The organism is Faecalitalea cylindroides ATCC 27803, assembly GCF_000469305.1.
GTDB lineage: Bacteria > Bacillota_I > Bacilli_A > Erysipelotrichales > Erysipelotrichaceae > Faecalitalea > Faecalitalea cylindroides.
Map to the genome: position 1 here is coordinate 23998 of NZ_KI271042.1, position 25171 is coordinate 49168.

Consider the following 25171-nt stretch of genomic DNA (forward strand, 5'->3'; position numbering starts at 1 on the left):
ACCAACTTTAATCAATATTTTTACAAAACAGATTATTTATCACAAACAAGAACCCAAACACAAAATTGATCAAACCATATTCCATCCATGACCATTGCTGTTTGGAAAATCTGGAGGCATATGTCAACATCGGATTGGCATCTTGTAAATAACCAATATATTGGATCAATCCAAATAACATTAATGCACTTACAAAGATCAGGATTAGTTTTAAGATCATTTCTACGACCTGCATCTTCATAAATACATTCGAATCGACACCCAGCTGGAAAAATACTCTTTGTTTTTCCAGTTTTTCTTTTATCTGCTGCTTTTTAAAATGATATTGCGTAAAGACCATCACGCATAAAACAATGAATGAGAGCATGCAGTTCAAAATCAGTTCATCATGCGCTATTTGATAATTTTCTTGTTTGATAAAAACATTATTGGAAAACATCATGTTATTCTCACTGGCAATTTTGGATATATCCGTTTCGATTGGAAGGGTATCCGCTTCTTTATCATAATAAAGCTCAATATGACTAACTGGATCATCCAAGCCAAATACAATATTCGTTGCATAAATACGATAAGGAGTATGTAAATCATATTGGAAACTGTTGGATGGTTTGTATTCTCGAATGATTCCCCCTATTTTTACCTTTTTATCTTCTTTATCATAGGAATGAATTGTGATCGTATCTCCTACATGGATCGTATCCTCTTGATAGATCTTATCTGCATCATAGAAAAACTCAGGGTTGGCACTTAACTGGGATCCTAATTCATCTATATAAAAAGTATATTCCGGTAGATAGATGTAGACTGCCTCTCCTTTTAAATACGCTTCTTTATCAAAAGTTCCTTCAGACAGGTTTTCTTCTAGAAAATCTTCCAGTGAATCAACCGGGACATATACCATATCCGGGAAAATCTGTTTATTTAAATTCCAGTCTAGATCAACGATAAATTGATCCAGTCCAGAATCCCATATATCCGAATCTTTCATGCCATTCCATGTTATATAGCTTGTATTGTCATAATAATACGTTTCATATTTCGTCAAGTTCTGGTTTGCGGTCAGCTTCTGAACGATTTCTTTATCGATCGAATCGTATTTTTCATGTCTTACCTGATAAACATCTTCAGATTCCTGTGTCATATACACAAGACTACGTGAAGATTCAAGATCTATATCACTTGTTTCATCCCATGTATCGGCAATATATTGATTATGTATCTGACTTGCTAGCCCTTGATATAAAAACACCAACAAAACGATCGAAATCATCATCTGGATCAATTCCTGTTTCCAATGAAATCGCAATGAACGAAGCATAATCCTAAATGGTGTTTGTTTCTTATATTTCGCTCGAATTGCTTGTTTTACGACCATTTCCTGATCTGAAAACGAATTGATATTTAAAGGAACTTTTCGGATTTGAAGAAAACAAAAGATAATGACAAGTATCAGTGCTGCCAAATAAATCGATAAAGAAACAACGATCGTAATTGGATAAATCGAAAACAAGATACAGCAGATTCCAAATATCATTATAGGCAGGATCAATGCCTTTGATAAAAGTTTTAAGAAATCCTTACACAACATAAATGAGCTGGCTCCTAAAGATTTCAACATTTGAATTTCCTTGGTGTGTTGATTGGTCCAATTATAAAAAGTGTATGTTATCAAAAGTAAAGTATAGATGATTGCAAAGCACGCCAGTATCGTATAAGGAAGATTTTGTCTGGAAAAAGGATCATAGACAAATTCAACCATATCGTTATACACAAAACGATTTCCATTTTTTAGGATAATTTCATCCATTACATCAAAATAATCTTGAAGCGGCAAGATGAACAAATTTGTTTGTTGAACGAAAAAAGAATCATCTTCCTGTATAAAGAAATTAACCAAAGAACCTTGATTGATCCAGGTTGCCGAATAATTATCCAGGATACCGCAAAGTCTGTATTCTTTTTTAAAGATCTGATCTCTAGACTGGATCGATAAAGAAATCTTTTGATCCAATGTATAATCAATTCCCAGACCATCCAGTATGTAAGCTTCGATGGCAATCTCTTCAGGACTTGAAGGAAGTTTCCCCGTTTTTAATGAAATATTGGAAATCTCGTAAAAGGAATCATCAACAATACCGATATTTCCCGCATATTCATCATTATATTGAACCTGGCCATAGACGCTCATCTTACCAATCGTATCTAACATCTGATGATCATACAACATATTCTCATTTTCTTTTGTCACATCATAAACAGATGCATACCAGGAACCATAGAGATCTTCATTATGTTCTTTTTTGGTTTCAAACACCCTTATCTGCATGAACAACGAAAAAAGGATCAACATCAAAGACGAAAACAACACAACACTAAAACGTATAAACAGCTTTCTATTTTTGGCATAGTATGCAAACTTATGATGTTTCATATCGCTTCACCTGCCCATCTTCCATATAGATCAAGGCATCGGCTCTTTTTGCTAGATCGATATCATGAGTAACCATGATAATCGTTTGTGAATACATGGCCTGGCATTCCTTTAACAGATTCATAACCTGCTTCGTGTTTTCTCTATCTAGATTGCCGGTTGGCTCATCTGCCAGGATAATATCCGGTTTACGAATCACAGCTCTTGCGATCGATACTCTTTGCTGCTCTCCACCAGATAATTCAAAAGGAAATTTATCCACCAATTTATTTAGATCAAGATACTGGATCACTTCATTGACAAATGCTTGATCCACTCTTTCACCATTTAAATCAAATGGCAACATCAGATTTTCCATAACGGTCTGTTCCTGTAAAAGATTAAAGAATTGAAAAATAAAACCAATATGTTCTCTTCGAAAACGAGAAAGTTCTCTTTGATCAAGTTTGGTCAATTCATGATCTTTGACAAGAATGGATCCAGAATCTACCGAAATCAATCCTCCAATCGCATTCAATAAGGTTGACTTTCCACAACCGCTCTTTCCAATGATACAACTAAAAGTAGATGGCATAATTTTCAAAGAGCAATTCTGCAGTGCTTTTGTTGGCGTACTAAGACCATGATACGTCTTATTTACTTCAGTTAATGTTACGATAGGTTTCATGATATCCCTTCTTTCCATCTACATTGTATGCATTAAAAATTACAAAAAGATTACAATCCTATCTTTCGCTTTAATTATATAAGACTTTTATTTAAGAATATATGAATCGACCATAAAAAAATGCTGTCATGATGACAGCACTATTTATGTACAAAATATTCCAATACTTTATATCCGTGTTCTTCTAAAGCTTCACAAATTTCTTTTGGATCCAGAGTATCACAGCGAATCACTAGATTTGCCACTCCGTTTTCAAAAGAATAAACACCGATATGGGAAATATTGATACCTTTTTCCACGAAAATTGCGGAAAGTTTACCAATCGCTCCTACTTCATCTTTGACAGAAACAGTAATACGTGCACCAACTTCATCCCAGCCCAAGACATTCAAGAAACAACTAAACACATCGTTTTGAGTAAGAATTCCTACAACATCCCCTGTCTGATCCACAACTGGCAAACATCCGATATCACTTTTCAACATTTTAGATGTTGCATATTCCATTAATTCATCTTGATCAACCGATACCACATTTTTGATCATGACTGTTTCCACTGTTGTTTTAGATAAAAGATAATTTAATTCATAAATGCTAAGGCTTGTTGCCTGACTAGTTCCTGAGTTTGAGATCATCCCTTCTGTGATCAATCCTACAAGCTTGCCATTTTCTGTAACTGGAACACGATGAATCTTATTTTGATTCATTAAATCAATAATTTCTGAAATCGTTGTATCCTTTTCTGTACAAATGACATCTTTGGTCATAAAATCTTTAACTTTAAACATTATCTTATCCTCCTAAATAGGCTTTTTGAATCTCTGGTGAATTGATCAATTCTTCACCGGTACCGCTTAATACGATTTTTCCTGTTTCAAGAACATACGCACGATGGGCAATCGATAAAGCCATCTTCGCATTTTGTTCAACCAGTAAAACCGTTGTTCCCTGAGCATTGATTTCTTTAATAATTGAAAAAATTTCTTTTACTAGAATTGGGGCTAAACCCATACTTGGTTCATCCAGTAACATTAACTTTGGCTTGGCCATTAAAGCCCTTCCCATGGCTAACATCTGCTGTTCACCACCAGATAAAGTTGAAGCATCCTGATTGATACGCTGTTCTAAAATAGGGAACTGCTTATACACTTTTTTTAGATCTTCTTCGATGCCTTTTTTATCTTTTCTTAGAAAAGCACCCATCATTAAATTTTCATAAACACTTAATCCAGTAAAGATTCGCCTTCCTTCAGGAACTTGAGTCAAACCAGCTGCTACAATATTTTTAGGATTGGTTTTATAGATAGATTGACCTAGGAATTCAACATCTCCGGAGCTTTTCTTGACGATTCCACTGATCGCCTGCAACATCGTTGTCTTTCCGGCACCATTTGCCCCAATTAATGAAACAATTTCTCCTTCGTTGACATCAATGCTGACACCTTTTAAAGCTTCGATCACACCATAGTGTACATGGAGATCTTTAACTGATAACATTGACATAATTAAATTTCCTCCCCTAAGTACGCCTTGATTACAAATTCATTGTTCTTGATTTCTTCTGGAGATCCATTGGCGATCATCTTTCCATAATCAAGTACATAAATTCTTTCACAAATGTTCATGACCAAAGACATATCGTGTTCAATCAAGATAACAGTTAATTTATATTTTTCACGAATATGATGAATTAGCTTTGTTAAATCGGCTGTTTCCTGTGGGTTCATACCAGCAGCCGGCTCATCCAAGAATAAGATTTTTGGATGAATTGCCAGAGCACGGGCAATTTCAAGTCGCCTTTGTTCACCATAAGGTAAATTGGTTGCCATCTCATTGCGTTTTGAATACAAGCCAACTTCCTTTAACAATTCACAGGCTTTTTCTTCGACCCATTTTTCTTCTGAGTAATAAGAAGGAAGTCTTAAGATTGCCGCAATTGTTCCATATCGAACATTTTTGTGCATCGCAACTTTAACGTTTTCTAATACCGTCATTGCCTTGAACAAACGAATGTTCTGGAATGTACGAGAAATCCCATAGCTTGTGATCTTATATGGTTTTAAACCACCAAGCTGGATTTTCTGTCCATCTTCATTTAATTCGATCAAACCACTGCTTGGTTCATATACACCTGTTAAAAGGTTAAACAATGTCGTTTTTCCTGCACCGTTTGGCCCAATCAATCCAATCAATTCCCCTTGATTAATAGTCATGGACACATTAGAAACAGCACAAAGACCACCAAAGTTTTTTGTCAAATTCTTCACTTCTAGAATTGGTTCCATTATTTATCCCCCTTTCTAGATGCAAAGAGCTTTTTGAAAGACAACTCACGCTGTCCCAAAAGTCCTGTTGGCTTAAAGATCATGATTGCAACTAAGGCAAGACCGTAGATGATCATACGGATTTCAGAGAAGTTCGCAAGGACCATATTGATGATACCAATTACAATGGCCGCAATGACACTTGAAGTCATAGAACCCATACCACCAAATACTACCATAACTAGAATATCAATCGATTTATTGAATGTAAACTGGTTAGGTTTGATTACATAGAAATTACATGCATATAAAGCGCCTGCCAAGCTGGCTAATAAAGCACCAATTACAAAAGCGATTACTTTATATTTTGTCGTGTTGATTCCCATAGCTTCACTGGCAATCTCATCTTCACGAATTGAAATACACGCACGACCTGGAGCACTATGCGTAAAATTACAAACGATCATAATTGAAATTACGACACCAATCATCAACAATGGCCAGCTTGTTAACTGAGGAATTCCATTCAATCCTGCTGCTCCATTGGTAATCTTCATATTCTGCACCAAGATACGAATAATTTCCGCAAACCCTAGTGTTGCGATTGCAAGATAGTCACCACGAAGTCTTAAAGTAGGAACGGAAACAATCAACGCAACAAGTGCAGAAATCGCAAATCCAACCAAGATACCAATCATGAATCCCCCAAAATTAGGCATCATCTTAGTAATAATACCAGCAGCATATGCTCCAATGCACATAAAACCGGCATGTCCCAATGAGAATTGTCCACAAATTCCAATAACCAAATTCAAAGATACAGCTAGAATAATATTGATACAAATATTATAAAGGGTAATCTGATAATAAGAATTGATGATACCCAAATTCATCAACAAAGAACAAAGCACAAAAGCACCAACCGCCAAAAGCAGCCATGCAATATTTTCTTTTGATAAATATTCTTTTCGCATATCTTACACCTTCTCTTTCACGTTTTTTCCTAAAAGTCCATCCGGCTTTAAGATCAAAACTAAAATCAAGATTACATATACGATCGCATCTTTATATAATGAACTTCCATATGCTGTAACCAGTGTTTCGGCAATACCGATAAATAATCCACCAATCATGGCACCAGGAATGTTTCCAATACCGCCAAATACAGCTGCGATAAAGGCTTTTAGACCTGGTGTCATTCCCATCAATGGGTTAATTGAATTGTAATAAACACCAACCAATACACCTGCAACACCAGCTAGGCAGGATCCTAAAAAGAATGTAAAAGAAATCGTTGTATCGACATTGATACCCATCAATTTAGCTGCATCCTCATCTACACTAACAGCACGCATTGCACGTCCCATCTTTGTCTTATTTACGATATAAGTCAATAACACCATCAAAATGATCGTAATCACAAAGATATAGATCTGCATCATCGTAATACGAACACCACCCAACGAAAATGCGGTATTCTCTAACAAATCTGTTGGAAAGGTTTTAACATCACTTCCAGCAAAATACTGCATTGTATACTCTAATACATAAGAAACACCCATGGCTGTGATCAAAGCCGTGATCCTTGTCGCATGACGTAAAGGCTTGTAGGCAATACGCTCAATTAAAACGCCTAACACACCACACAATAACATTGCGATGATCAAAGCAACAAAGAAGTTTAAATGGAAAAACGTTGTTGCATAAAAAGCCGTAAAAGCACCTAACATGTAGATATCACCATGCGCAAAGTTGATCAATTTAATAATTCCATATACCATCGTATACCCTAATGCGATCAAGGCATAGATGCTTCCTAGCGATAATCCATTGATCATCTGCTGTAGAAACTGAATCATAGTCATTCTCCTTCCTTAGCTAAAAAAGTGGAGAAAGTTTGCTTTCTCCACATCATTGTTCCATATACCTTATTCAGCGTTTGGATCAACTTCTACAGGGTTAACCTGTTCACCATTCTGAAGTTCAACAACAAGAACTTTCTTCAAAGGTGTGTGTTCTTCATCAAATGTAAAGCTACCTGTCAAACCAGTAAATTCAATATTTTTGATCGCTTCATTGAAGGCTTCACCTGTTTTTCCAGCCTTTTCCAATGCCTGCAAACCTAAGTTTGTTGCATCATAAGCAAGTACTGAGAACATATCTGGTTCTTCATTATATTCAGCCTTGTAAGCTTCGATAAATGAAGTTAATTCTTCAGAAGCATCAACCGTTGTATAAGCTGTTGTGAAATATACATCATTCAAGTTTTCTTCACCTGCAAGTTCTGCAAGTTTAGGTGAATCCATTCCATCTGGTCCTAAGATTGTCTGTGAAATACCAGCATCTCTAGCCTGTTTGATGATCAAACCAGATTCACTATAGTATCCTGGAACATAAAGTACATCAAAATCTTCTTCACTAATTTTTGATAATGCTGCATTGAAATCTGTATCTCCTGAAGAATAACTTTCCTGAGCAACGACTTCACCGCCTAATGCTTCAAATTTACTTACAAAGTCTTCCGCAAGACCTTTTGCGTAATCACTAGTTGCATCTGAATAAACAACCGCTTTTGTCTTACCTAAATTTTCACGGGCAAATACAGCCATCGCACTAGCCTGTGCACTGTCTTCAAAACATACACGCCAAGCATATTCATAAGCGGAACCATCTTCTTTTAACATACCGCCATTTTGTGTAACAGCTGGACTCAATACTGGTGTCTGATTTTCGTCAGCTGCTGGATATGTTGCGATAGAATCACCAGATGTAGCTGGACCTAGCTGCATAACAACTTGATCTTCTGTCATCAATTTTGTCGCAATAGAGTAAGCTTCTCCTGAATCACTCTTATTGTCCATTGATACAGCTTCAGCTTTGTATTTTGCATCTTCGCTTTCGTTATATTGTTTAATTGCTAATTCTGTAGCTTTATTCATAGCCTGACCATAAGTTGCTACATTTCCACTCAACTCATAGTTAAGGCCAATTTTTACTGTATCTCCCTCAGATAATGTGACCGCTTCATTGGCTGCACCACCAGAGCTGCATCCTACTAGCATACTGGCTGCGATCGTACCAGACGCTAAGACTTTCCAAAAGTTTCCTTTCATATTTCATCCCTCCGTAATATGTGTATATCATACTCTTTGTTTGTTTTCTTTGCAAGGATTTTCGAAGATTTTTTGAAAATTTACAGATAAAATGTAAAAATTTTTCATAAGCATTTCATTACATTATCGTATATAATGTCGGTGTAGAAAAAGGGGTCAATATTACTATGCAAAGTATCAAAAATATATACAAGATCGGGCCAGGGCCAAGCAGCTCCCATACCTTTGGTCCAATGAAGGCATCTTCTTATATGCTGGTAAAATATCCAGAAGCAGATCGTTTCGATGTTATCTTATATGGTTCATTAGCTTTGACTGGAAAAGGTCATTTAACCGATATGATCATCAAAAAGACATTAAACCCAAAAGAAACAAATATCGAATTCAATCTCAAAGACACATGTAAACATCCAAATACGATGACCATTGAAGCATTCAAGGAAAATCAATCTTTAGGTAAACATCAGTTTGTATCTGTCGGTGGAGGAAAAATCGAAATTGATGGGCAAAAAAATGATGAAGTTGACGATGTATATCCTCATTCCACGATGGATGATATCCAAAACTATTGTAAACAAAGACATCTTCGTCTAGATCAATACATCGATATCTTTGAAGGGCCAGAATTTGATGCCTATATGAAAAACATCTTCAAGGCAATGTTAAAATGCGTAAAAACAGGATTAAACAAAACCGGTGTCCTACCAGGAAGCCTGAAATTAGACCGTGTAGCACACGCCTTATTTCAATCAGCTAACAGCTGTGAAGATATTACAGATAAAAACAATCTGTTAGTTTGCAGCTATGCCTATGCAGCCAGTGAACAAAACGCCAGCGGAGGAATGGTCGTAACCGCTCCTACGATGGGAAGCTGTGGTGTGCTTCCAAGTCTTGTCTACCACTTTTATCACGATCTTCATTATCCAAAAGTCACTTTGATCCAAGGCCTTAAAGTTGCTGGATTAATCGGTAATCTAATCCAGACAAATGCTACGATCTCTGGAGCCAAGGCAGGATGCCAGGCTGAAGTCGGTGCTGCCTGCGCTATGGGAAGTGCCATGGTTGCCTATTGTCAGATGCAAGCTAATGAGCAGATCGAATGTGCTGCTGAAATTGGTTTAGAACATCATCTAGGTCTAACCTGTGATCCAGTTGGCGGATATGTCATGATTCCATGTATCGAAAGAAATGCCGTTGCCGCAACAAGATGTATTGATGCTGCAAGACTTGCTAAATACATCCGAAACGTAAAGAAAAACCGTGTCAGCTTTGACATGGTCGTTAAAACAATGAATCTAACCGGTAAAAAACTTCCAATCGAGCTTAAAGAAAGTGCTCTTGGCGGTTTGGCTGTTGTTGTCCCGGATAAAGTATAAAAGCGCTCCAGACGAAGCGCTTTTTTATGAATAAATTATAGTGGAACTATCGCAGAAGCGACATTCCAGAATACTTCAAAGATACTGTTTCTAAACATATACAAAGGAACATCCAAAATTCCCGAGAATAAGACTGCGATAAAAATGAAATAGAAGATCTGTGATCCCTGGATAAAACGATAATATTGATCATCTGGCAAAAAGGAGAACAAGATCTTTGAACCATCCAGCGGTGGTATTGGAATCAAGTTAAAGATCCCAAACGCAATAGAGATACTTGATGTACCAATTAAACATGAGGCAACAAAATCACCTATTGTAGTTCCTAATAAAAAACCAGGAGCAAATTTTACCAGCAGCATATAGATAACCAAAACCAAAAAAGCTAAGATAAAGTTTGCCAAAGGGCCGGCAAAGCTTGTCCAAATAATTCCCGTTTTTTGATCTTTATAATATCTTGAATCAATAGGTACCGGTTTGGCCCAACCAAACCCGAAAAACATCAAACAAAGCACCCCTAACCAGTCAATATGCCTAAAAGGATTTAAACTTAAACGTCCTTCTAACTTCGCTGTTGGATCACCCATCCAATATGATACAAGAGCATGTGCCATTTCATGCACTGACATAGCCAGGACAACCGCAACGATACGAACAAGGATCGAAGTTATATCAAATCTAAGCATACTATACGTTAAATCTGAAGTGCATTACATCGCCATCCTGCACGACATAATCCTTTCCTTCTAAACGAAGTCTACCGGCTTCTTTGATGGCATGTTCACTTTCTAATTCATCAATATCTTCAAATCGGTATACTTCTGCACGAATGAATCCTTTTTTGAAATCGGTATGAATAACTCCCGCACAATCTGGAGCTTTCATGCCTTTTTTAAATGTCCAGGCACGACATTCATCTTCTCCAGCCGTTAAGAATGTACAAAGATTTAATACAGAATAGGCTTTTTGGATCAATAGATCAAGACCACTTGAATCCACACCAAGTTCATTTAAGAATGCGGTCTTTTCCTCTTTATCCAATTCCGATAATTCTTCTTCCATTTTGGCACATAACGCAACAACTTCATTATTCTGTGAACTTGCATATTCTACCAACTGGTTATAATACGCATTGGCTGATGGATCCATGACACCTTCTTCATCCAAATTGGCAACATAGATCATCGGTTTTGCTGTCAACAAATTATACCCTTTCAAAATGATAGCTTCATCTTCATCTACTTCTAATACACGTGCTGGTTTACCTTCTTCCAACAACGGTTTTAAACGATTCAATAAAGCCATCTCGGCAACTGCATCTTTATCTTTCGTTGTTTTCGATTTCTTTTCAATCTTTCCAATACGATTTTCAACTGTCTGTAAGTCCGCTAAATTCAATTCAAGATTGATGATTTCCGCATCACGAACAGGATCCACACTGTTTTCAACATGAGTGATATTCGCATCATCAAAACAACGAACCACATGACAGATCGCATCTGTTAATCGAATATTTGATAAGAACTGATTCCCCAATCCTTCTCCTTTGCTGGCACCTTTTACAAGACCGGCAATATCTGTAAATTCAAATGTAGTATAAATCGTTTTTTTAGGATGAAAGATCTCAACAAGACGATCGATCCTTGCATCCGGCACTTCTACGACACCTACATTGGGTTGAATTGTCGCAAAGGGATAATTTGCGGCTTCTACCTGACTTTTTGTAATAGCGTTAAACAGAGTAGATTTCCCAACGTTAGGAAGACCTACGATTCCAGCAGTTAATGGCATATTTCTAACTTCCTTTCACTTCTTCATGAACGACTACTTTTTTCAGCTTCTTTTCAAACTTTTGCCTAGGCATCAAAACACTTGCTCCACAACCTAAACATTTGATTCGAATATCCGCACCCATACGAATGATCTTCCATTGTTTTGATTTATGGCAAGGATGTTCTTTTTTCATCTCAACGATGTCATTTAGACCATATTCTTTTTCGTTCATCCAGTTTTCCTTTCTTTATTGTGATATGACTCCAATGTATTTTCTAACAACATACATACAGTCATTGGACCTACTCCTTTAGGAACAGGCGAGATAGCTTTCACTTTATCACAAACGTCATCAAAGTCAACATCTCCACAAAGTTTTCCATTCTCCATTCGATTGATTCCAACATCGATTACAACGGCTCCGTCCTTGACCCAATCAGATTTGACCATTTTTGGCTGTCCAATAGCTGCAACTAGTATGTCCGCTTTCGATGTGATGGTTTTAATATCTTTTGTCTTTGAATGCACTATTGTCACCGTTGCATTTTTATTTTGCAATAACAAAGCCAGCGGTTTTCCTACAAGGTTGCTTCGTCCTAATACAACAGCATTCATACCAGAAAGATCATCTAAACCAATGCTTTCTAACATCGCCATTACTCCTTTAGGCGTACATGGAATAAAACCACTTCGATTTGTCAATAAAGCACCTGCATTTACCGGATGTAAACCATCCACATCTTTTAAAGGACTGATCTTATCAATAACAGCCTGCTCATTTAAATGTTTTGGCAAAGGAAGCTGAACAAGGATACCATCTACCGTATCATCTTCATTTTGCTGCTGCACGACATTCTCTAATTCCTGCTGTGAAATATCTTCTGTCAGCACGATCGTCTTGTTTTCCATTCCAATGGATAGACAAGCTTTTTCTTTGGAACGCACATAAGACTGGCTTGCCGGGTTGTTTCCTACTAAAATTACCGCCAGCAAAGGAAGTCGTTTATTTTCCTTTTTTAATATTTCGATTTCTGCTTTCATCTTCTCTTTAAAAGAAGCTGCAAGTTCATTACCATAAATAATCATCCAAATAACTCCTTACTATCCAAAACGATCGTAACCGGTCCATCATTTAACAATTCAATTTTCATATCTGCACCAAAAACACCCGTTTCAACATGTACTTCTTTTTTTAGCTCTTGATTAAAATAATCATATAAAGGTATCGCAACATCTGGTTTTGCTGCATCAATAAAGCTTGGGCGATTTCCTTTCTTCGCATTTGCATATAAAGTAAATTGACTAATTGATAAAACAGAACCAGAAATATCTTTTAGAGATAAGTTCATCTTTCCTTGTTCATCCGAGAAAACACGAAGCTTGACGATCTTTTGGACCATCTTATCCACAATTTCAGATGTATCTTCCTGACAAAAGCCAACCAATGCTAAATAACCATCTTCGATCTTTCCTGTAACAGTTCCATCAATTGTACAAGATGCATGACGTACTCTTTGTAAAACAACTCGCATTATTTTTCCTCCAATAGGCAAACAGCCATAGAGAGAATTCCTTCTTCATTTCCTACAAAGCCAAGTTTTTCTCCACGAGTTGCCTTAATTGATATCTTATCTACATTACAATGCAGAATCGATGCGATATTTTCCCGCATTTTTTGAATATGAGGTGCCATCTTAGGCCTTTCAGCCAATATAGTTGAATCAATATTACCAATCTTATAGCCCTTTTCATCCATTAAGTGATATACATGTTCCAACAATATCATGCTTGAAACACCTTTATACTTTGGATCTGTATCTGGAAAATGTTTTCCCAGATCACCTAAAGCTAAAGCACCTAGGACACTTTCCATGATCGCATGGGTTAAAACATCCGCATCGGAATGCCCCAACAAACCTTTTTCGTGTTTGATCTTAACTCCACCTAGTATTAAATCTCTTCCATTACATAGCTGGTGGATATCCACTGCCTGCCCTATACGCATATCTTTACTCCCAAACGACTTTAGATGTACGTGGTTTTCTTGGTGCTATTTCACCATCAGAATAGCCTAGAATACAATTACCAATTCCCTCATATTCTTCCAAGCCCCATTTTTTCAACAACTCTTTTCCCTCTTCGGTTTCAAACACTTCTTTAGCACGATGAATCCAACAACTGGACACTCCCAAAGAATTGGCTGCCAGCATCAAATTCTCCATAGCCAAAGAACCATCGTAAACATGTGTACGCACATCTTTTTTCCCGAATACAATAATCACACAATCCGCATGATAAAAAGGATCTGTATCCGCCTGCATAATAGATGCATTTAATTTAGAGATCGTATTCATCATTTTCTTATCTTGAACAACGACAAAAGCATATGCCTGACGATTCATACCACTCGGCGCCATTTGTCCTGCCGCTACGATTTTTTCTAATACGTCTTTGGGAACTCTTTGTTCCTTGTAGGATTTACAACTTCTTCTTTCTATGATATTTTCATATGCTTGATTCATAACTTCTCTCCTTTAAAAAAAGCCTGACTATAAAGTCAAGCTTAACGACATACTTGGATAAACTGTGGAGCACCACCTGGAATGTATACAGACTCAATTACTGTACGTCCATTGTAGTTTCCATGCACGGCTAAACCGTTTCCAATATAGATAGCGATATGATCGACACCACGTCCTCCGTTATTATAGTAAATCAAGTTACCTGGCTGAGGATCATTTGTATAATATCCATACATACCAGCATATTCATCTGGCCATAACTGGTAGGCATCTGATACACCAGCTAATGCAAGAGCCTGTTGAACAACCTGTGTACACCATTGTCCATCTGTAACCCCTACTAACGTCTGCGCTGCAGCAGCAATACGTGCATTTAAATCGGCATAAGGATTTGTTGGTGTAGTTGGTTCCGTTGGTGTTTCTGGAACAGTTGGTTCAACTGGTGTAGTAGGAGTTTCTGGAGTACTTGGAGTCTCAGGTTCAACTGGTGTAGTTGGTTCAGCTGGAGTTTCCGGCGTACTAGGTTCTTCTACTGGAGTTGATGGTTCTGCAGGAGTTTCTGGTTCAACTGGTGTTGTCGGTTCTTCTGCTGGAACTTCCTCAACTGGTGTTGTAGGCTCTGCTGGAACTTCTTCAGCAGGAGTCTGTGTTTCTGTAGTATTATCCACTGGAGTTTCAACAACTTCCTGTGTATTCTTCTCTTCTTCTTGTTTCTGTACTTCTTTTACAACGGCTTCTTTTGCAACATTAGCTACTGTTTCCTGAACATCCCCCGAAATGTTAGAAGAAACACTAGCAACTACCGCTTTCTGTGTAGTTTCTTTTTCAATTGTTCCGTCATCTTCAGAGAAATAATAACTCTTTCCTTCGATTTCTTCCCAACCTTTTGCTACGGTAGCGTCTTCTTTAATATACTTATCGCCATGCCATCCTGGTTCTGTTTCCATTGCATATACAGTTGCAACAACTGGGAAACAAGATGCTACACAAAGTACGGCTGCTACTTTTTTACCATTGTTTTCAACATAATTCATAGCTATTCCCCCTATTTATATCCGATGATTCAAAAATACTTTAACACAAAAAAAAAGTACATTCAACCTTTAAAAGAAAGATTGTTTGTACTTTTTAGGAAAATCCTTTTAAAAACTATTTAGTTTTTTCAATAATATCGATAAAGCTTGCTTCCTTTAAACTAGCTCCGCCGATCAATGCACCATCGATATCTGGGCAAGCCATGTATTCAACGATATTTTCTGGTTTAACACTTCCACCATACTGAACACGTACGTTTTCAGCAGCTTCTTCACCATACATAACTTTTACCTGATCACGAACGATAGCACAGCATTTCTGAGCATCTTCTTTTGTAGCTGATTTACCAGTACCAATAGCCCAGATTGGTTCATAAGCAATAACCATGCTTCCTACGCATTTAGCGCAAAGGTCTGCCAATGATCCAGTTAACTGATCACGGATAACTTTTTCTGTTTCACCTGCATCGTACTGAGCTTCTGTTTCACCGATACAAAGAATTGGTGTGATACCAGCCTTTAATAGGCGTTTAGCTTTTTTGTTAACTGTTTCATCAGTATCACCAAACATCTGACGACGTTCAGAATGACCGATAATGCAGTATTTAATTCCGATTTCTTCTAGCATAGGAACGCTTACTTCACCCGTGAATGCTCCTGAATCTTCCCAGTGGCAGTTTTCAGCAGCAACGATCAAGTTTTTAGCATTGTCCTGAGCTGTTCTTAAATCTGTAAATGGACATCCAATTCCATAAGTAGCATTTTCGCTTGCAGCAACTGCATCAACAGCTTCAAAGAAAGCTTTTGTTTCTGCGTTGTTTTTATTCATTTTCCAGTTTCCAACAATAATTGGTTTTCTCATAATTCGTTATCTCCTTATTTCTCGCTGATGATTGCGATACCAGGTAATGTCTTACCTTCCATATATTCTAATGAAGCTCCTCCTCCAGTTGATACGTGAGAGAACTTATCAGCATATCCTAATTGTTTAGCAGCAGCAGCTGAATCACCACCACCGATTACAGTGATTGCATCAGGAAGTTCTGAAATAGCCTGGCAAACCAATTCAGTACCTTTTGCGAATTTCTTCATTTCGAATACACCCATTGGGCCATTCCATACAACTGTTTTAGCACCAGCTAATGTTTCTTTGAACAATTCAACAGAAGCAGGACCGATATCTAGACCCATCCATCCTTCAGGGATTTCACCAGATTTGCAAACCTGAGTGTTAGCTTCTTCGCTGAATGCATCTGCGCAAACATTGTCTACAGGCAATACTAATTTATCGCCAGCTTTTTCTAAGTATTCTTTTGCAAGATCTAATTTGTCATCTTCTACCAATGATGTACCGATTGATCCGCCTTTAGCTTTCATGAATGTATAAGCCATTCCACCACCAATGATAACTTTATCAGCTTTCTTCAACAAGTTATCGATAACATCGATCTTGCTGGAAACTTTTGAACCACCGATGATTGCAACAAATGGATGAGCTGGTTCATCAACAGCTTTTCCTAACATTGTTACTTCTTTTTCTACCAAGAAGCCAAGACCGTTTTCTTTGATATTTGTTGGGATACCAACTGTAGAAGCATGAGCACGGTGTACTGAACCAAATGCATCTTCTACGAATACTTCACCAAGGCTAGCCCAGTAAGCACCTAATTCAGGATCGTTTTTGCTTTCACCTTTTTCATAACGTGTATTCTGCATTAAAACGATTTCACCTTCATTTAATGCGTTAACTGCTTCTTCCAATTCTGGCCCACGTGTAACAGGGCAGAAAGAAACTTTTGTTTCAGGCAGTAATTCCTGTAAACGTACAGCTACACATTCCAAGTTGTTTTTAGCTTTGTCTTCTTCTGTCTTTACTTTTCCAAGGTGAGACATAAGAACAACTTTCGCCTTATTTTCAACCAAGTATTTAATTGTTGGCAACGCCATAACAATACGGTTGTCATCTGTAATTACTCCGTCTTTTCTAGGTACGTTAAAATCGCAACGTACAATGACCTTTTTACCGGCAACATCAAGGTCTTTTACAGTTCTTTTAGCCATTTAAATTCCTCCTATTGTTTTTTTACGCACATTTATTATAACACTACACATTTTTATTGACTAGTTTTTCACAAGCAATTTTATCAAAGTTTAACACTTATCTTCGTATATTTTATCAATATTAAAACGAGCATCCATCAATGCTCGCCAAGAGTTGTATGATTTGATTTTTTAAACTGAACCCATTCTCTTCTCGAAACATGAAAACTATGACCATTTATCAGTTTTATTTCATGTCTAGCATGATCGATCGCAATGATCTTATCTTTATTTACGATACAGTTACGATTGATACGCCAAAATCGAGAAGATAGAATATTTTTAAGTTCAATCAAAGTACGATAAGAAAGTCGAATTCTTTTTCCTGATCTAATTCAAGATACATAAATCCATCCTCCAAATAACAATACATCATCTTATATTCAGGAACTCGCACAAATTGGCGCTCGCTCTTTAACTCATAAATCTTATGTATCTGCATTAAATTCCTTATTTTTTGTAACTTTATATAGATCTTGTCTTCAATTTGATTCTTTAATACATATCCAAGAACATTCACACCATAAGCATCTTCCATATAATTACGGTTCATTGCCAGATAAATGATATACGTAAAAGGCTGTGGATGTGAATTTATACATTTTAGACCTTTTAAACCTATCGTATCAATATCGGCCAATAAAGCATCATGATAACGACCACAATTTTGATATCCATTTAAATCTTCATATACATCTATATCGGCAATCGAATACTCTTTCTCAATAACTCGTAACAGTTTTTTCAAAAATACAAAATGATCACACACAATAGCTAACTTCATATTTTCCCCTTAGTTGTTTTTAAATACTGTAGTAAAAATATTATATAGCCGCAAACTCTTTTTCACAAGAACATTATTTCATAGTACTGTGAAGTTTTTTTATATTAAAAAACAGGCAATGCCTGTTATTTATGATAGTTACGATTATTATTGATCATAAAAGCTCGATAAATCTGTTCCAAGATCAAAACACGAGTCATTAGATGCGTAAATGTTAGATCCGATAGCTTCCATCTTAGATTAGCTCTTTGTACCAGACTTGTCGAAGGACCTAAAGATCCCGCAATTACAAACACGATGTTTGACTGCGTGCTCATCAAAGAATCCAGTTTTTGTGCAAAGCTTTCACTTGTGAACATTTCACCATGTAAATCTAATAAAACAACAAAATCATTGACCTTAATTTTTTCCAGCACTCTGGAAGCTTCTTTATCTTTTATGATCTGCATCTCTTTTTCGCGCTCAGCATGTTCATTGGATTCGTCTTTTACTTCGATCACTTCACATTTACAAAAAGCTGACAATCTTTTTAAATATTCGGCTTCCTGTAATTTCAGGGCTTTATCCTTGTTCTTGCCAATGGCAATGATCTTGATCAAAATGTTGCCTCCGCTGGATGATCCTGAGTAAGTTTTAATACTTCTTCTCTTATCTTTTTAGCAAACTCTTCATCTTTTGATTTTAAGACTTGTATCATAAGATCTGTCACTTTTTCAAATTCTTTTTCTTTAAATCCTCTTGTAGTCATAGCCGCCGCACCTAAACGAATTCCAGATGTGACAAATGGTTTTTGTGTATCATATGGAATCGTGTTTTTGTTGCAGGTAATTCCAGCAAGATCTAACAATCTTTCCGCTTCTTTTCCTGTCATGCCAATACTGCCTAATACATCCACCAGTAACAAGTGATTATCACTGCCACCTGAAACAAGACGGAAACCAGCTTCTTTAAATCCTTTGCACATCACCTGCACATTTTTTAGAGTCTGTTCCATATATGATTTGAATTCAGGTTGGCTTGCCTCATATAAACAGACACCTTTAGCTGCGATCACATGTTCTAAAGGACCTCCCTGCATTCCCGGAAATACTTTTGAATCCAATTTTTTGGCAAACTCTTCTTTGCAGAAAACCATCCCTCCACGCGGACCTCGAAGAGTCTTATGGGTCGTCGTTGTCACAAAATCAGCATATGGAATTGGGCTTGGATGAAGACCTGTTGCCACCAATCCTGCAATATGCGCCATATCCACCATTAAATAAGCATTCACTTTCTTGGCAATCTCACTAAACCTTTTAAAATCGATGATTCTAGGATAAGCACTTGCCCCAGCCACGATTAACTTAGGTTGTGTTTTAATTGCCAATTCTTCAAGCGCGTCATAATCGATCAATTCTGTTTCAGGATCTACATTATATGCGACAAACTTATAAAGCGTTCCTGAAAAGTTCAAAGGATGTCCATGTGTTAAATGTCCACCGGCAGCCAGATCCATCCCCAGCACAACATCCCCTGGTTGCAACAAGGTATTATAAACAGCCATATTAGCCTGTGAACCTGAATGAGGCTGTACATTGGCATGCTCTGCCTTAAATAGTTCTTTAGCACGCTGGCGTGTCAAATCTTCAGCCTGATCCACATAAACACATCCACCATAATATCTTTTGCCTGGATACCCTTCTGCGTATTTGTTGGTCAAAACACTTCCCTGTGCTTCTCTTACTTCTTTTGAAACAAAATTTTCACTGGCAATCAGCTCTACATTTTGTTTTTGTCTTTTTGCTTCCTTATCTATAATAGAAAACATTGCTGTATCTCTCATGCTTTTTCCTCCTGTTTTCTAGTATTCTATCACTTCAAGGTCATTTGACAAAGAAGGATCTTCTGCAAGTTGTTCAAGAACATTACCCTGCAGATCACTTAAATACCATGTTCCATCTTGATTCAGCCCTAAATAATACGTTGTTGTCTCTTCTTTTCTTTGAACCAATACAACATCATTGTATTCTAGATTTACACTGGTCTTTGTTTTAGTATCATAAGATAAATATCCTTGATCATTATGAATAACTATATAATTAGACATTGTATAGATCACATCATCAATATTCTCAATAACCACATGATCATTTTCATCAATCAGTGATCCATTTTTGATCGTAAATCCATTTAAGAATGGTTCATTCAACTGATTCATGGTTTTATCTGTGTCGATATCCAATGGCTCTACTTGTTTTGTATCATCTGGCTCACTATCCCCTTCAATATTTTGCATAAAAAGTGTTAAAGCTCCAGATACCGCAATAACTACAATAATAAAGATTGCTCGATAAACTTTTGATTGTTTTGAAGATACAAGATATGCATTTTGAAACTTCTGCACTTTCTTTTTAGCCTGAATAAATCCATGCTCATCCAGCAGTTTCAACATAACTTGAAACTCTTCATAAGTTCCAATGAATGTTTTTTTGATCAAGGCCTTCTCTAATTTTCCACAAAATATCGAATCGCTTTTATATGTTTGTACCAGTGAATTTTCAAATAAATCTTTCAACGTTGTTGCATCGATCTTTTTTGGCAGGCTTGAAACGATGTTTTCCACGACATATTGATTATTATCGGTCTTGTTTGTTTCTTTGGTTTCCTGAAATAATTCCTTGCTTCTTGGAATTGGAGAAACATTTGATTCAATTGGATCTACATCAAACTCTAAATATGTTTCCGGCTTGGTTTCAGGTTCAATCTTTACGGGTTCTTCTTGATGAACCGGATTGCCTTTAGCGTATTCCAAAGCTTTTTGATACGCTTCCTGTAATTGTTCGAACTGTTCTGGGTGGGTTTCTGGATGATATACTTTTGCCATTTTCGCATAGGCTTTTTTGATTTCTTTCTTGTTTTGTGTTGGTTCAATTCCTAAAATTGTCCAAATCGTCATGATAACATACCTTCATTTTCATCTTCTTCATTCTTAAAAATGTCCATGTTTTCATAAATACGATTTAGATCATAACGATCCAGCAAATGATCCATTTCTTCTATCAATAAAGCCTTCTTTTTGATATTATTCGTATTTCTTTCATACAATTTGATAAAGCGCAAAACCATATCACGAAGCCAGTCCTGACCTTGGGCATCCATTTCCATATATATACGTTTAGCTTTTTCTAAGACCATTTCGTATTCTGAATTTTTATTCAGCTGTAAAGATACATTCTTGATTGAATCTAACTGTTTGGTTGAAGTTACCTTCTCAAAATCACTGCTCTGCCCAACTTGAAAAATATATATTTCATTTGTGGACAAGATATGGATCTCCACATACAACATCGAATTGATATCATAAGTATACGTTAGAGCAAACTGTTCATGTACCTGATGGTTTATTGGAATATCAATGCTTGTTTTTCCTAACTGCAAATTGTCCTTGGCATACATGGATTCTCCCTGAAACACTTCAACGTCCAGCTTCTTTTGACCAAGCCTAGCTGTCTGCAGCATGACCGTTTTACTACAAGGAAGCACACTGTTTCTTTCAATGATTACTTTCGATAACAGTTTGTCAGGCTCAACATCATTGATCACTGCCGTAGATAACGAGAATGGGCAAATATCGGTCACGACCATATCTTTGATGCTCTCGCTGCGTTGTTTGATTCCTATATATTTGCCTAACCCCATTGCGACAAGCTGATCAAAGTCACGTGTCTGTTCAATAGGAATGCTCAATAAATCAGATAAATACTCCTGCACCAGTGGCATTTTAGAAGAACCGCCAACCAAGATCAAGCTATCTAGTTCATCCGCTGTAAAGCCACTGTCCTTTACTGCTTTTGCGATCACGATCTTGGCATTTTCTAGAATCGGCAAACATATTTCTTTTAGTTTTTCCTTAGTAAAAGTATATTCATACATTTTATCTTTTATTGATAATTTCATTATGGCTTGATCATGATCTGATAAATAAATCTTGCAACGCTCAGCTGCCATCATCAAGCTTGCCTTGATAGAATCATTCAATTTTTCAAAAACAAGATTATTTTTGGCACAGAAATAATATGCGATTGCACGATCAAAATCACTGCCCCCTAGATGATTATTGCCACAAATTGAAGTGATGCTGACGACATTTTCAAAACAATCAACAACCGATACATCCAAAGTTCCACCACCAAAATCATATACAACAAAGGTTTCATAGTCCGGCATATCATGACAGGCTATAGCGGCAGCACTTGGTTCATTGATCAAACGATCCAATTTGATTCCTAAAATACTTCCAATTTCTTTTGTCGCCTTTCTTTGGCGCGCATTGAAATACGCTGGAACACTGACAATAACTTCTTCCACTTTCTCATTTAAATATACTTCAGCATCATATATCAATTGTTTTACCACAAAGCTTGAAAGTTGTGATGGAGTAAATTTTTTATTATCTAATTCATAAAGCTTATTAGTACCCATCGCACGTTTAAAAAGACTGGCTGTATGTGCAGGATCACTGACAAGTCTCTGTCTAGCAATTTTCCCTACGATTACTTCATCATCTTTGATCCAGACAGCACTTGGTGTCAAATATTCATTAAAGGCATTAGGAATTAGTTCCACTTTATTATTTCTATACGTTACACAAAGACTGTTCGTCGTTCCTAAATCAATTCCTATTACGGCCATAATATTCACTTCCCTTCTTGTTTACGATATAACTAATGATCAAGGCAATTAAAAAACCTCCTAAAACATCACTTGGATAATGAACTCCTAAATATAGTCTTGAAAACCCAATCAAAGCCGCAATCAACACAAAGATCCAGCTGTATTTTTTGTCCAACTGCCAAAAGCAAATCAAAGCAACCGAAAATGCAGCTGACGTATGACCCGATGGAAAAGAATAATCCCAAGGTTTATGTCCTATATAAATCAAAAAATCCACTAAATCATAGGGTCTGGTTCGCATAAAAAGAGGTTTCATAAACACATTAACAACTAACGCACATGCGCAAAATGATACGAACGCTATGATACCGACCTTTCTTGTTTTCTTATTGATCAATAAAACGATGATAAGCAATATCCAAAACCATCCATAATTTGATAAAGAAGTAATAAATGTAAAAAATCTTGTCAGAAAATCATTTCTTAAGTTTTCCTGGATCCAATAGTTGATCGCCAGATCAAGATTTGTTATCCAATTTAATATATTCATATCTCAACTATACGAAAGATTAATTAAAAAGGCAAAGAAATATTACATTGATTGACGAAACCCAAAAAATTAGCTAGGATTTAGCTATGCCAAAGATACAATTTGATATTGAAAACACTATAGAAATTAAAAAAAGCAAATTCATAACCTATCTTCATCGTACAAGCGATGAAGAAGAGGCAAAAGAATATATTCGTCAAATCAAAAAAATGCATCCTAATGCCACACACCACTGTACCGCAATGATCATCGGCTCTATCATGCGCTCTAACGATGATGGTGAACCAAGTCAAACTGCTGGTCATCCTATGTTAAATGTTTTGATGCAAAAAGAGATGCAAGATATCCTTGTTGTAGTAGTCCGCTATTTTGGTGGCATCAAATTAGGTACTGGCGGATTAGTTAGAGCCTACTCTTCCAGTGTCAGCGAAGCATTGGATAAAAGCGTACTAGTTGAAGAAACAATGTTTGATGAATACGAAATTGAATTCAATTATTCACTTATAGGTAAATTAGATCACTATTTTGCCACACATGGTATCCACATTAGTTTAAAAGATTATGCCGAAAATGTAATCTATCATTATTTAAGTACAGAAGATATTTCCAAAGATCTAAAAGAAATCTCGGGTGGAGTGATTGAACCGAAATGGATCAACAAACAATCTATGGAAAAAGTCATTTAGCCAAGATATTCTTATGTTATACTTTAAGAGGTGATCAACATGAATCTATTCTTTTATTTTATTGTCATATTGATAATTTTTATCTTGATTGGATATATTCTGCCTTTTTTGGCACCAATCTTACTTTTCTTCTTGGTTTTAGGTGTATTAAGAAGTTTTTTTCAAGGACGCAAACATTATGATGATTATGAAGATAATACATATTATGAAGACATTCACAATCAATCGGACTACACCTATACAAATCCACCAAAACACGATGCAATTGATGTCGAATACACTGAACATGAAGATGATGGAGATGCACAATGATTTGTCAAAACGCAATCGGCTACCATAATGAAATTCAAGAGCTGTTAAAAAAATCAATGTTAAATATGAATGATGCGCAGATTCGGGCATGGATGGAACATGAATTCAAACCCGAAACTATGTTCTGTTATTGGCAGGATGGTCGTTTGACTTCTTGTCTTCAGACCAAACGAAGGATCCTATCTTTCAAACACCAGAAGATCGCCGTTGCAACCATATCCCTTGCAGCTACACTTCCCGATTATCGTCAACGCGATCAGTTTGGACAGTTGTTAGAGGCTTTTTTGGAACAATCCAGTCATAATGAACTATTAACAATGGTATATACAAATTTTCCTAAACTTTTTGAAAACCGAAGTTTTTCTTGTATATCAAAAACAAAATACTATTGGATCCCTGCCGATAAATGCAATCAGGGAAATGATAAAAACATTCGTTTTTACCATCCAAATATCGATCTCTATCCATTGTATCTTGAATTCATGTCCCACTTTGATGGAAGCATCATTCTTTCAAAAAAAGACTTTGAAAACCAAATACACTATGCAATTGACTGCAAGAAAAAAGTAGCCCTCATGATGCATGGTGAAAAGCCCCATGGTTTTGCGATCTATAAAGTTTTAAACAATCATGTTAAAATTGATGTCCTGGTTTATCTGGATTCCAACGCAATCTTAGATCTCTTACGCTACTTGGCAATTCGAAACGATGCCATTTCCTTTGTTGTTTCAATGGATGAAAGAATCGAAAAATTATTCCCATTTGATATTCCTCGTAATCAAGGAACGATCTTAGCCCGATTGAACAACTACAAACTATTTTCCAAGTGGACCAAAGAAGATGTTCGTAACGCAAACCAGGCCTTTGAACTTATTCATCTTTTACCGTTAAGATTTCATCATA

29 protein-coding genes are annotated in these 25171 nt (G+C 36.6%); 4 read left to right on the forward strand and 25 right to left on the reverse strand.

What is annotated here, in order from left to right; all coding sequences use genetic code 11:
• Positions 1 to 7: 7 nt before the first annotated feature.
• The 8 genes from HMPREF0367_RS08545 to HMPREF0367_RS08580 all read right to left on the reverse strand — a co-directional run bounded on the left by HMPREF0367_RS08545 (position 8) and on the right by HMPREF0367_RS08580 (position 8478).
• Positions 8 to 2434 carry an ABC transporter permease family protein gene (locus HMPREF0367_RS08545; protein ID WP_035403319.1) on the reverse strand — a complete coding sequence of 809 codons (2427 nt, stop codon included), beginning with the start codon at positions 2432 to 2434 and terminating at the stop codon, positions 8 to 10.
• Positions 2421 to 3101, reverse strand: a complete 681-nt coding sequence (locus tag HMPREF0367_RS08550; RefSeq protein WP_022355626.1) for an ABC transporter ATP-binding protein — start codon at positions 3099 to 3101, stop codon at positions 2421 to 2423. The genes HMPREF0367_RS08545 and HMPREF0367_RS08550 overlap by 14 nt, the downstream gene beginning before the upstream one ends.
• A 140-nt stretch (positions 3102 to 3241) precedes the next feature.
• Entirely contained in the window at positions 3242 to 3889 is a 648-nt protein-coding gene (locus HMPREF0367_RS08555; RefSeq protein WP_035403320.1) for a CBS and ACT domain-containing protein, read from the reverse strand.
• 4 nt (positions 3890 to 3893) lie between these two features.
• Entirely contained in the window at positions 3894 to 4598 is a 705-nt protein-coding gene (locus HMPREF0367_RS08560; RefSeq protein WP_035403390.1) for an ABC transporter ATP-binding protein, read from the reverse strand.
• 8 nt (positions 4599 to 4606) lie between these two features.
• Positions 4607 to 5386 carry an ABC transporter ATP-binding protein gene (locus HMPREF0367_RS08565; protein WP_035403322.1) on the reverse strand — a complete coding sequence of 260 codons (780 nt, stop codon included), beginning with the start codon at positions 5384 to 5386 and terminating at the stop codon, positions 4607 to 4609.
• On the reverse strand, positions 5386 to 6339 hold the full coding sequence (locus tag HMPREF0367_RS08570) for a branched-chain amino acid ABC transporter permease (RefSeq protein ID WP_035403323.1): 954 nt from the start codon (positions 6337 to 6339) through the stop codon (positions 5386 to 5388). Before HMPREF0367_RS08570 ends, HMPREF0367_RS08565 begins: the two co-directional genes overlap by 1 nt.
• A gap of 3 nt (positions 6340 to 6342) precedes the next feature.
• Positions 6343 to 7224: a branched-chain amino acid ABC transporter permease gene (locus HMPREF0367_RS08575; RefSeq protein ID WP_035403326.1), complete on the reverse strand. Its 882-nt coding sequence runs from the start codon at positions 7222 to 7224 to the stop codon at positions 6343 to 6345.
• Positions 7225 to 7293: 69 nt separating this feature from the next.
• Positions 7294 to 8478 carry an ABC transporter substrate-binding protein gene (locus tag HMPREF0367_RS08580; RefSeq protein ID WP_035403327.1) on the reverse strand — a complete coding sequence of 395 codons (1185 nt, stop codon included), beginning with the start codon at positions 8476 to 8478 and terminating at the stop codon, positions 7294 to 7296.
• 167 nt (positions 8479 to 8645) lie between these two features.
• Between HMPREF0367_RS08580 and HMPREF0367_RS08585 the strand changes: the two genes are divergently transcribed.
• Positions 8646 to 9854: an L-serine ammonia-lyase, iron-sulfur-dependent, subunit alpha gene (locus HMPREF0367_RS08585; RefSeq protein WP_035403330.1), complete on the forward strand. Its 1209-nt coding sequence runs from the start codon at positions 8646 to 8648 to the stop codon at positions 9852 to 9854.
• Between the two features lie 35 nt (positions 9855 to 9889).
• Here HMPREF0367_RS08585 and HMPREF0367_RS08590 read toward each other — a convergent pair whose 3' ends face one another.
• The 17 genes from HMPREF0367_RS08590 to HMPREF0367_RS08670 form a co-directional block, all read right to left on the reverse strand.
• Complete coding sequence (locus tag HMPREF0367_RS08590) at positions 9890 to 10540, reverse strand: site-2 protease family protein (protein WP_035403333.1); 651 nt, start codon at positions 10538 to 10540, stop codon at positions 9890 to 9892.
• 1 nt (position 10541) lies between these two features.
• The gene (gene ychF / locus HMPREF0367_RS08595; RefSeq protein WP_022355635.1) at positions 10542 to 11645 is read right to left on the reverse strand and encodes a redox-regulated ATPase YchF; all 1104 of its coding nucleotides are present in this window, start codon (positions 11643 to 11645) and stop codon (positions 10542 to 10544) included.
• 4 nt (positions 11646 to 11649) lie between these two features.
• Entirely contained in the window at positions 11650 to 11859 is a 210-nt protein-coding gene (locus HMPREF0367_RS08600; RefSeq protein ID WP_022355636.1) for a DUF951 domain-containing protein, read from the reverse strand.
• On the reverse strand, positions 11856 to 12713 hold the full coding sequence (gene folD, locus HMPREF0367_RS08605) for a bifunctional methylenetetrahydrofolate dehydrogenase/methenyltetrahydrofolate cyclohydrolase FolD (RefSeq protein ID WP_035403337.1): 858 nt from the start codon (positions 12711 to 12713) through the stop codon (positions 11856 to 11858). The genes HMPREF0367_RS08600 and folD overlap by 4 nt, the downstream gene beginning before the upstream one ends.
• Complete coding sequence (gene dtd, locus HMPREF0367_RS08610; RefSeq protein WP_035403340.1) at positions 12710 to 13159, reverse strand: D-aminoacyl-tRNA deacylase; 450 nt, start codon at positions 13157 to 13159, stop codon at positions 12710 to 12712. The genes folD and dtd overlap by 4 nt, the downstream gene beginning before the upstream one ends.
• On the reverse strand, positions 13159 to 13632 hold the full coding sequence (gene ispF / locus HMPREF0367_RS08615) for a 2-C-methyl-D-erythritol 2,4-cyclodiphosphate synthase (protein WP_035403343.1): 474 nt from the start codon (positions 13630 to 13632) through the stop codon (positions 13159 to 13161). The genes dtd and ispF overlap by 1 nt, the downstream gene beginning before the upstream one ends.
• Positions 13633 to 13636: 4 nt before the next feature.
• Positions 13637 to 14149, reverse strand: a complete 513-nt coding sequence (locus HMPREF0367_RS08620; RefSeq protein ID WP_015535605.1) for a nitroreductase — start codon at positions 14147 to 14149, stop codon at positions 13637 to 13639.
• A 41-nt stretch (positions 14150 to 14190) separates the two neighbouring features.
• Positions 14191 to 15183, reverse strand: coding sequence for an NlpC/P60 family protein (locus HMPREF0367_RS08625; protein WP_015535606.1), 993 nt, complete (start codon positions 15181 to 15183; stop codon positions 14191 to 14193).
• A gap of 115 nt (positions 15184 to 15298) precedes the next feature.
• The gene (tpiA, locus tag HMPREF0367_RS08630; RefSeq protein ID WP_015535607.1) at positions 15299 to 16045 is read right to left on the reverse strand and encodes a triose-phosphate isomerase; all 747 of its coding nucleotides are present in this window, start codon (positions 16043 to 16045) and stop codon (positions 15299 to 15301) included.
• Between the two features lie 14 nt (positions 16046 to 16059).
• The gene (locus HMPREF0367_RS08635; protein ID WP_015535608.1) at positions 16060 to 17244 is read right to left on the reverse strand and encodes a phosphoglycerate kinase; all 1185 of its coding nucleotides are present in this window, start codon (positions 17242 to 17244) and stop codon (positions 16060 to 16062) included.
• 137 nt (positions 17245 to 17381) lie between these two features.
• Positions 17382 to 17579: a LytTR family transcriptional regulator DNA-binding domain-containing protein gene (locus HMPREF0367_RS08640; protein WP_035403346.1), complete on the reverse strand. Its 198-nt coding sequence runs from the start codon at positions 17577 to 17579 to the stop codon at positions 17382 to 17384.
• Positions 17576 to 18067 (reverse strand): response regulator transcription factor, encoded by a 492-nt coding sequence (locus HMPREF0367_RS08645; RefSeq protein ID WP_035403349.1) that lies wholly within the window; start codon positions 18065 to 18067, stop codon positions 17576 to 17578. Before HMPREF0367_RS08645 ends, HMPREF0367_RS08640 begins: the two co-directional genes overlap by 4 nt.
• Before the next feature lie 125 nt (positions 18068 to 18192).
• On the reverse strand, positions 18193 to 18666 hold the full coding sequence (locus HMPREF0367_RS08650) for a 23S rRNA (pseudouridine(1915)-N(3))-methyltransferase RlmH (protein WP_022355641.1): 474 nt from the start codon (positions 18664 to 18666) through the stop codon (positions 18193 to 18195).
• Positions 18663 to 19889 carry a serine hydroxymethyltransferase gene (locus HMPREF0367_RS08655; protein ID WP_022355642.1) on the reverse strand — a complete coding sequence of 409 codons (1227 nt, stop codon included), beginning with the start codon at positions 19887 to 19889 and terminating at the stop codon, positions 18663 to 18665. The genes HMPREF0367_RS08650 and HMPREF0367_RS08655 overlap by 4 nt, the downstream gene beginning before the upstream one ends.
• 18 nt (positions 19890 to 19907) lie before the next feature.
• Positions 19908 to 21002, reverse strand: coding sequence for a DnaJ domain-containing protein (locus HMPREF0367_RS08660; protein ID WP_035403352.1), 1095 nt, complete (start codon positions 21000 to 21002; stop codon positions 19908 to 19910).
• The gene (locus tag HMPREF0367_RS08665; RefSeq protein WP_035403355.1) at positions 20999 to 22738 is read right to left on the reverse strand and encodes an Hsp70 family protein; all 1740 of its coding nucleotides are present in this window, start codon (positions 22736 to 22738) and stop codon (positions 20999 to 21001) included. The genes HMPREF0367_RS08660 and HMPREF0367_RS08665 overlap by 4 nt, the downstream gene beginning before the upstream one ends.
• Positions 22719 to 23270 carry a phosphatase PAP2 family protein gene (locus tag HMPREF0367_RS08670; RefSeq protein WP_015535614.1) on the reverse strand — a complete coding sequence of 184 codons (552 nt, stop codon included), beginning with the start codon at positions 23268 to 23270 and terminating at the stop codon, positions 22719 to 22721. Before HMPREF0367_RS08670 ends, HMPREF0367_RS08665 begins: the two co-directional genes overlap by 20 nt.
• An 86-nt stretch (positions 23271 to 23356) precedes the next feature.
• On the opposite strand from HMPREF0367_RS08670, the gene HMPREF0367_RS08675 reads away from it, so the two are divergent.
• The 3 genes from HMPREF0367_RS08675 to HMPREF0367_RS08685 all read left to right on the forward strand — a co-directional run.
• Positions 23357 to 23956: a YigZ family protein gene (locus HMPREF0367_RS08675; RefSeq protein ID WP_022355646.1), complete on the forward strand. Its 600-nt coding sequence runs from the start codon at positions 23357 to 23359 to the stop codon at positions 23954 to 23956.
• 39 nt (positions 23957 to 23995) lie between these two features.
• On the forward strand, positions 23996 to 24268 hold the full coding sequence (locus HMPREF0367_RS08680) for a hypothetical protein (protein WP_022355647.1): 273 nt from the start codon (positions 23996 to 23998) through the stop codon (positions 24266 to 24268).
• Positions 24265 to 25171, forward strand: a 907-nt coding sequence (locus HMPREF0367_RS08685) for a GNAT family N-acetyltransferase (protein WP_035403358.1), incomplete at its 3' end; no start/stop codon positions are given. The genes HMPREF0367_RS08680 and HMPREF0367_RS08685, both read left to right, overlap by 4 nt.

What these genes read in the sequence shown, in the direction of transcription:
- HMPREF0367_RS08545 (WP_035403319.1), bottom strand. Translation starts at nt 2,434, where the DNA reads ATGAAACATCATAAGTTTGCATACTATGCCAAAAATAGAAAGCTGTTT.
- HMPREF0367_RS08550 (WP_022355626.1), bottom strand. Translation starts at nt 3,101, where the DNA reads ATGAAACCTATCGTAACATTAACTGAAGTAAATAAGACGTATCATGGT.
- HMPREF0367_RS08555 (WP_035403320.1), bottom strand. Translation starts at nt 3,889, where the DNA reads ATGTTTAAAGTTAAAGATTTTATGACCAAAGATGTCATTTGTACAGAA.
- HMPREF0367_RS08560 (WP_035403390.1), bottom strand. Translation starts at nt 4,598, where the DNA reads ATGTTATCAGTTAAAGATCTCCATGTACACTATGGTGTGATCGAAGCT.
- HMPREF0367_RS08565 (WP_035403322.1), bottom strand. Translation starts at nt 5,386, where the DNA reads ATGGAACCAATTCTAGAAGTGAAGAATTTGACAAAAAACTTTGGTGGT.
- HMPREF0367_RS08570 (WP_035403323.1), bottom strand. Translation starts at nt 6,339, where the DNA reads ATGCGAAAAGAATATTTATCAAAAGAAAATATTGCATGGCTGCTTTTG.
- HMPREF0367_RS08575 (WP_035403326.1), bottom strand. Translation starts at nt 7,224, where the DNA reads ATGATTCAGTTTCTACAGCAGATGATCAATGGATTATCGCTAGGAAGC.
- HMPREF0367_RS08580 (WP_035403327.1), bottom strand. Translation starts at nt 8,478, where the DNA reads ATGAAAGGAAACTTTTGGAAAGTCTTAGCGTCTGGTACGATCGCAGCC.
- HMPREF0367_RS08585 (WP_035403330.1), top strand. Translation starts at nt 8,646, where the DNA reads ATGCAAAGTATCAAAAATATATACAAGATCGGGCCAGGGCCAAGCAGC.
- HMPREF0367_RS08590 (WP_035403333.1), bottom strand. Translation starts at nt 10,540, where the DNA reads ATGCTTAGATTTGATATAACTTCGATCCTTGTTCGTATCGTTGCGGTT.
- ychF (WP_022355635.1), bottom strand. Translation starts at nt 11,645, where the DNA reads ATGCCATTAACTGCTGGAATCGTAGGTCTTCCTAACGTTGGGAAATCT.
- HMPREF0367_RS08600 (WP_022355636.1), bottom strand. Translation starts at nt 11,859, where the DNA reads ATGAACGAAAAAGAATATGGTCTAAATGACATCGTTGAGATGAAAAAA.
- folD (WP_035403337.1), bottom strand. Translation starts at nt 12,713, where the DNA reads ATGATTATTTATGGTAATGAACTTGCAGCTTCTTTTAAAGAGAAGATG.
- dtd (WP_035403340.1), bottom strand. Translation starts at nt 13,159, where the DNA reads ATGCGAGTTGTTTTACAAAGAGTACGTCATGCATCTTGTACAATTGAT.
- ispF (WP_035403343.1), bottom strand. Translation starts at nt 13,632, where the DNA reads ATGCGTATAGGGCAGGCAGTGGATATCCACCAGCTATGTAATGGAAGA.
- HMPREF0367_RS08620 (WP_015535605.1), bottom strand. Translation starts at nt 14,149, where the DNA reads ATGAATCAAGCATATGAAAATATCATAGAAAGAAGAAGTTGTAAATCC.
- HMPREF0367_RS08625 (WP_015535606.1), bottom strand. Translation starts at nt 15,183, where the DNA reads ATGAATTATGTTGAAAACAATGGTAAAAAAGTAGCAGCCGTACTTTGT.
- tpiA (WP_015535607.1), bottom strand. Translation starts at nt 16,045, where the DNA reads ATGAGAAAACCAATTATTGTTGGAAACTGGAAAATGAATAAAAACAAC.
- HMPREF0367_RS08635 (WP_015535608.1), bottom strand. Translation starts at nt 17,244, where the DNA reads ATGGCTAAAAGAACTGTAAAAGACCTTGATGTTGCCGGTAAAAAGGTC.
- HMPREF0367_RS08645 (WP_035403349.1), bottom strand. Translation starts at nt 18,067, where the DNA reads ATGAAGTTAGCTATTGTGTGTGATCATTTTGTATTTTTGAAAAAACTG.
- HMPREF0367_RS08655 (WP_022355642.1), bottom strand. Translation starts at nt 19,889, where the DNA reads ATGAGAGATACAGCAATGTTTTCTATTATAGATAAGGAAGCAAAAAGA.
- HMPREF0367_RS08660 (WP_035403352.1), bottom strand. Translation starts at nt 21,002, where the DNA reads ATGACGATTTGGACAATTTTAGGAATTGAACCAACACAAAACAAGAAA.
- HMPREF0367_RS08665 (WP_035403355.1), bottom strand. Translation starts at nt 22,738, where the DNA reads ATGGCCGTAATAGGAATTGATTTAGGAACGACGAACAGTCTTTGTGTA.
- HMPREF0367_RS08670 (WP_015535614.1), bottom strand. Translation starts at nt 23,270, where the DNA reads ATGAATATATTAAATTGGATAACAAATCTTGATCTGGCGATCAACTAT.
- HMPREF0367_RS08675 (WP_022355646.1), top strand. Translation starts at nt 23,357, where the DNA reads ATGCCAAAGATACAATTTGATATTGAAAACACTATAGAAATTAAAAAA.
- HMPREF0367_RS08680 (WP_022355647.1), top strand. Translation starts at nt 23,996, where the DNA reads ATGAATCTATTCTTTTATTTTATTGTCATATTGATAATTTTTATCTTG.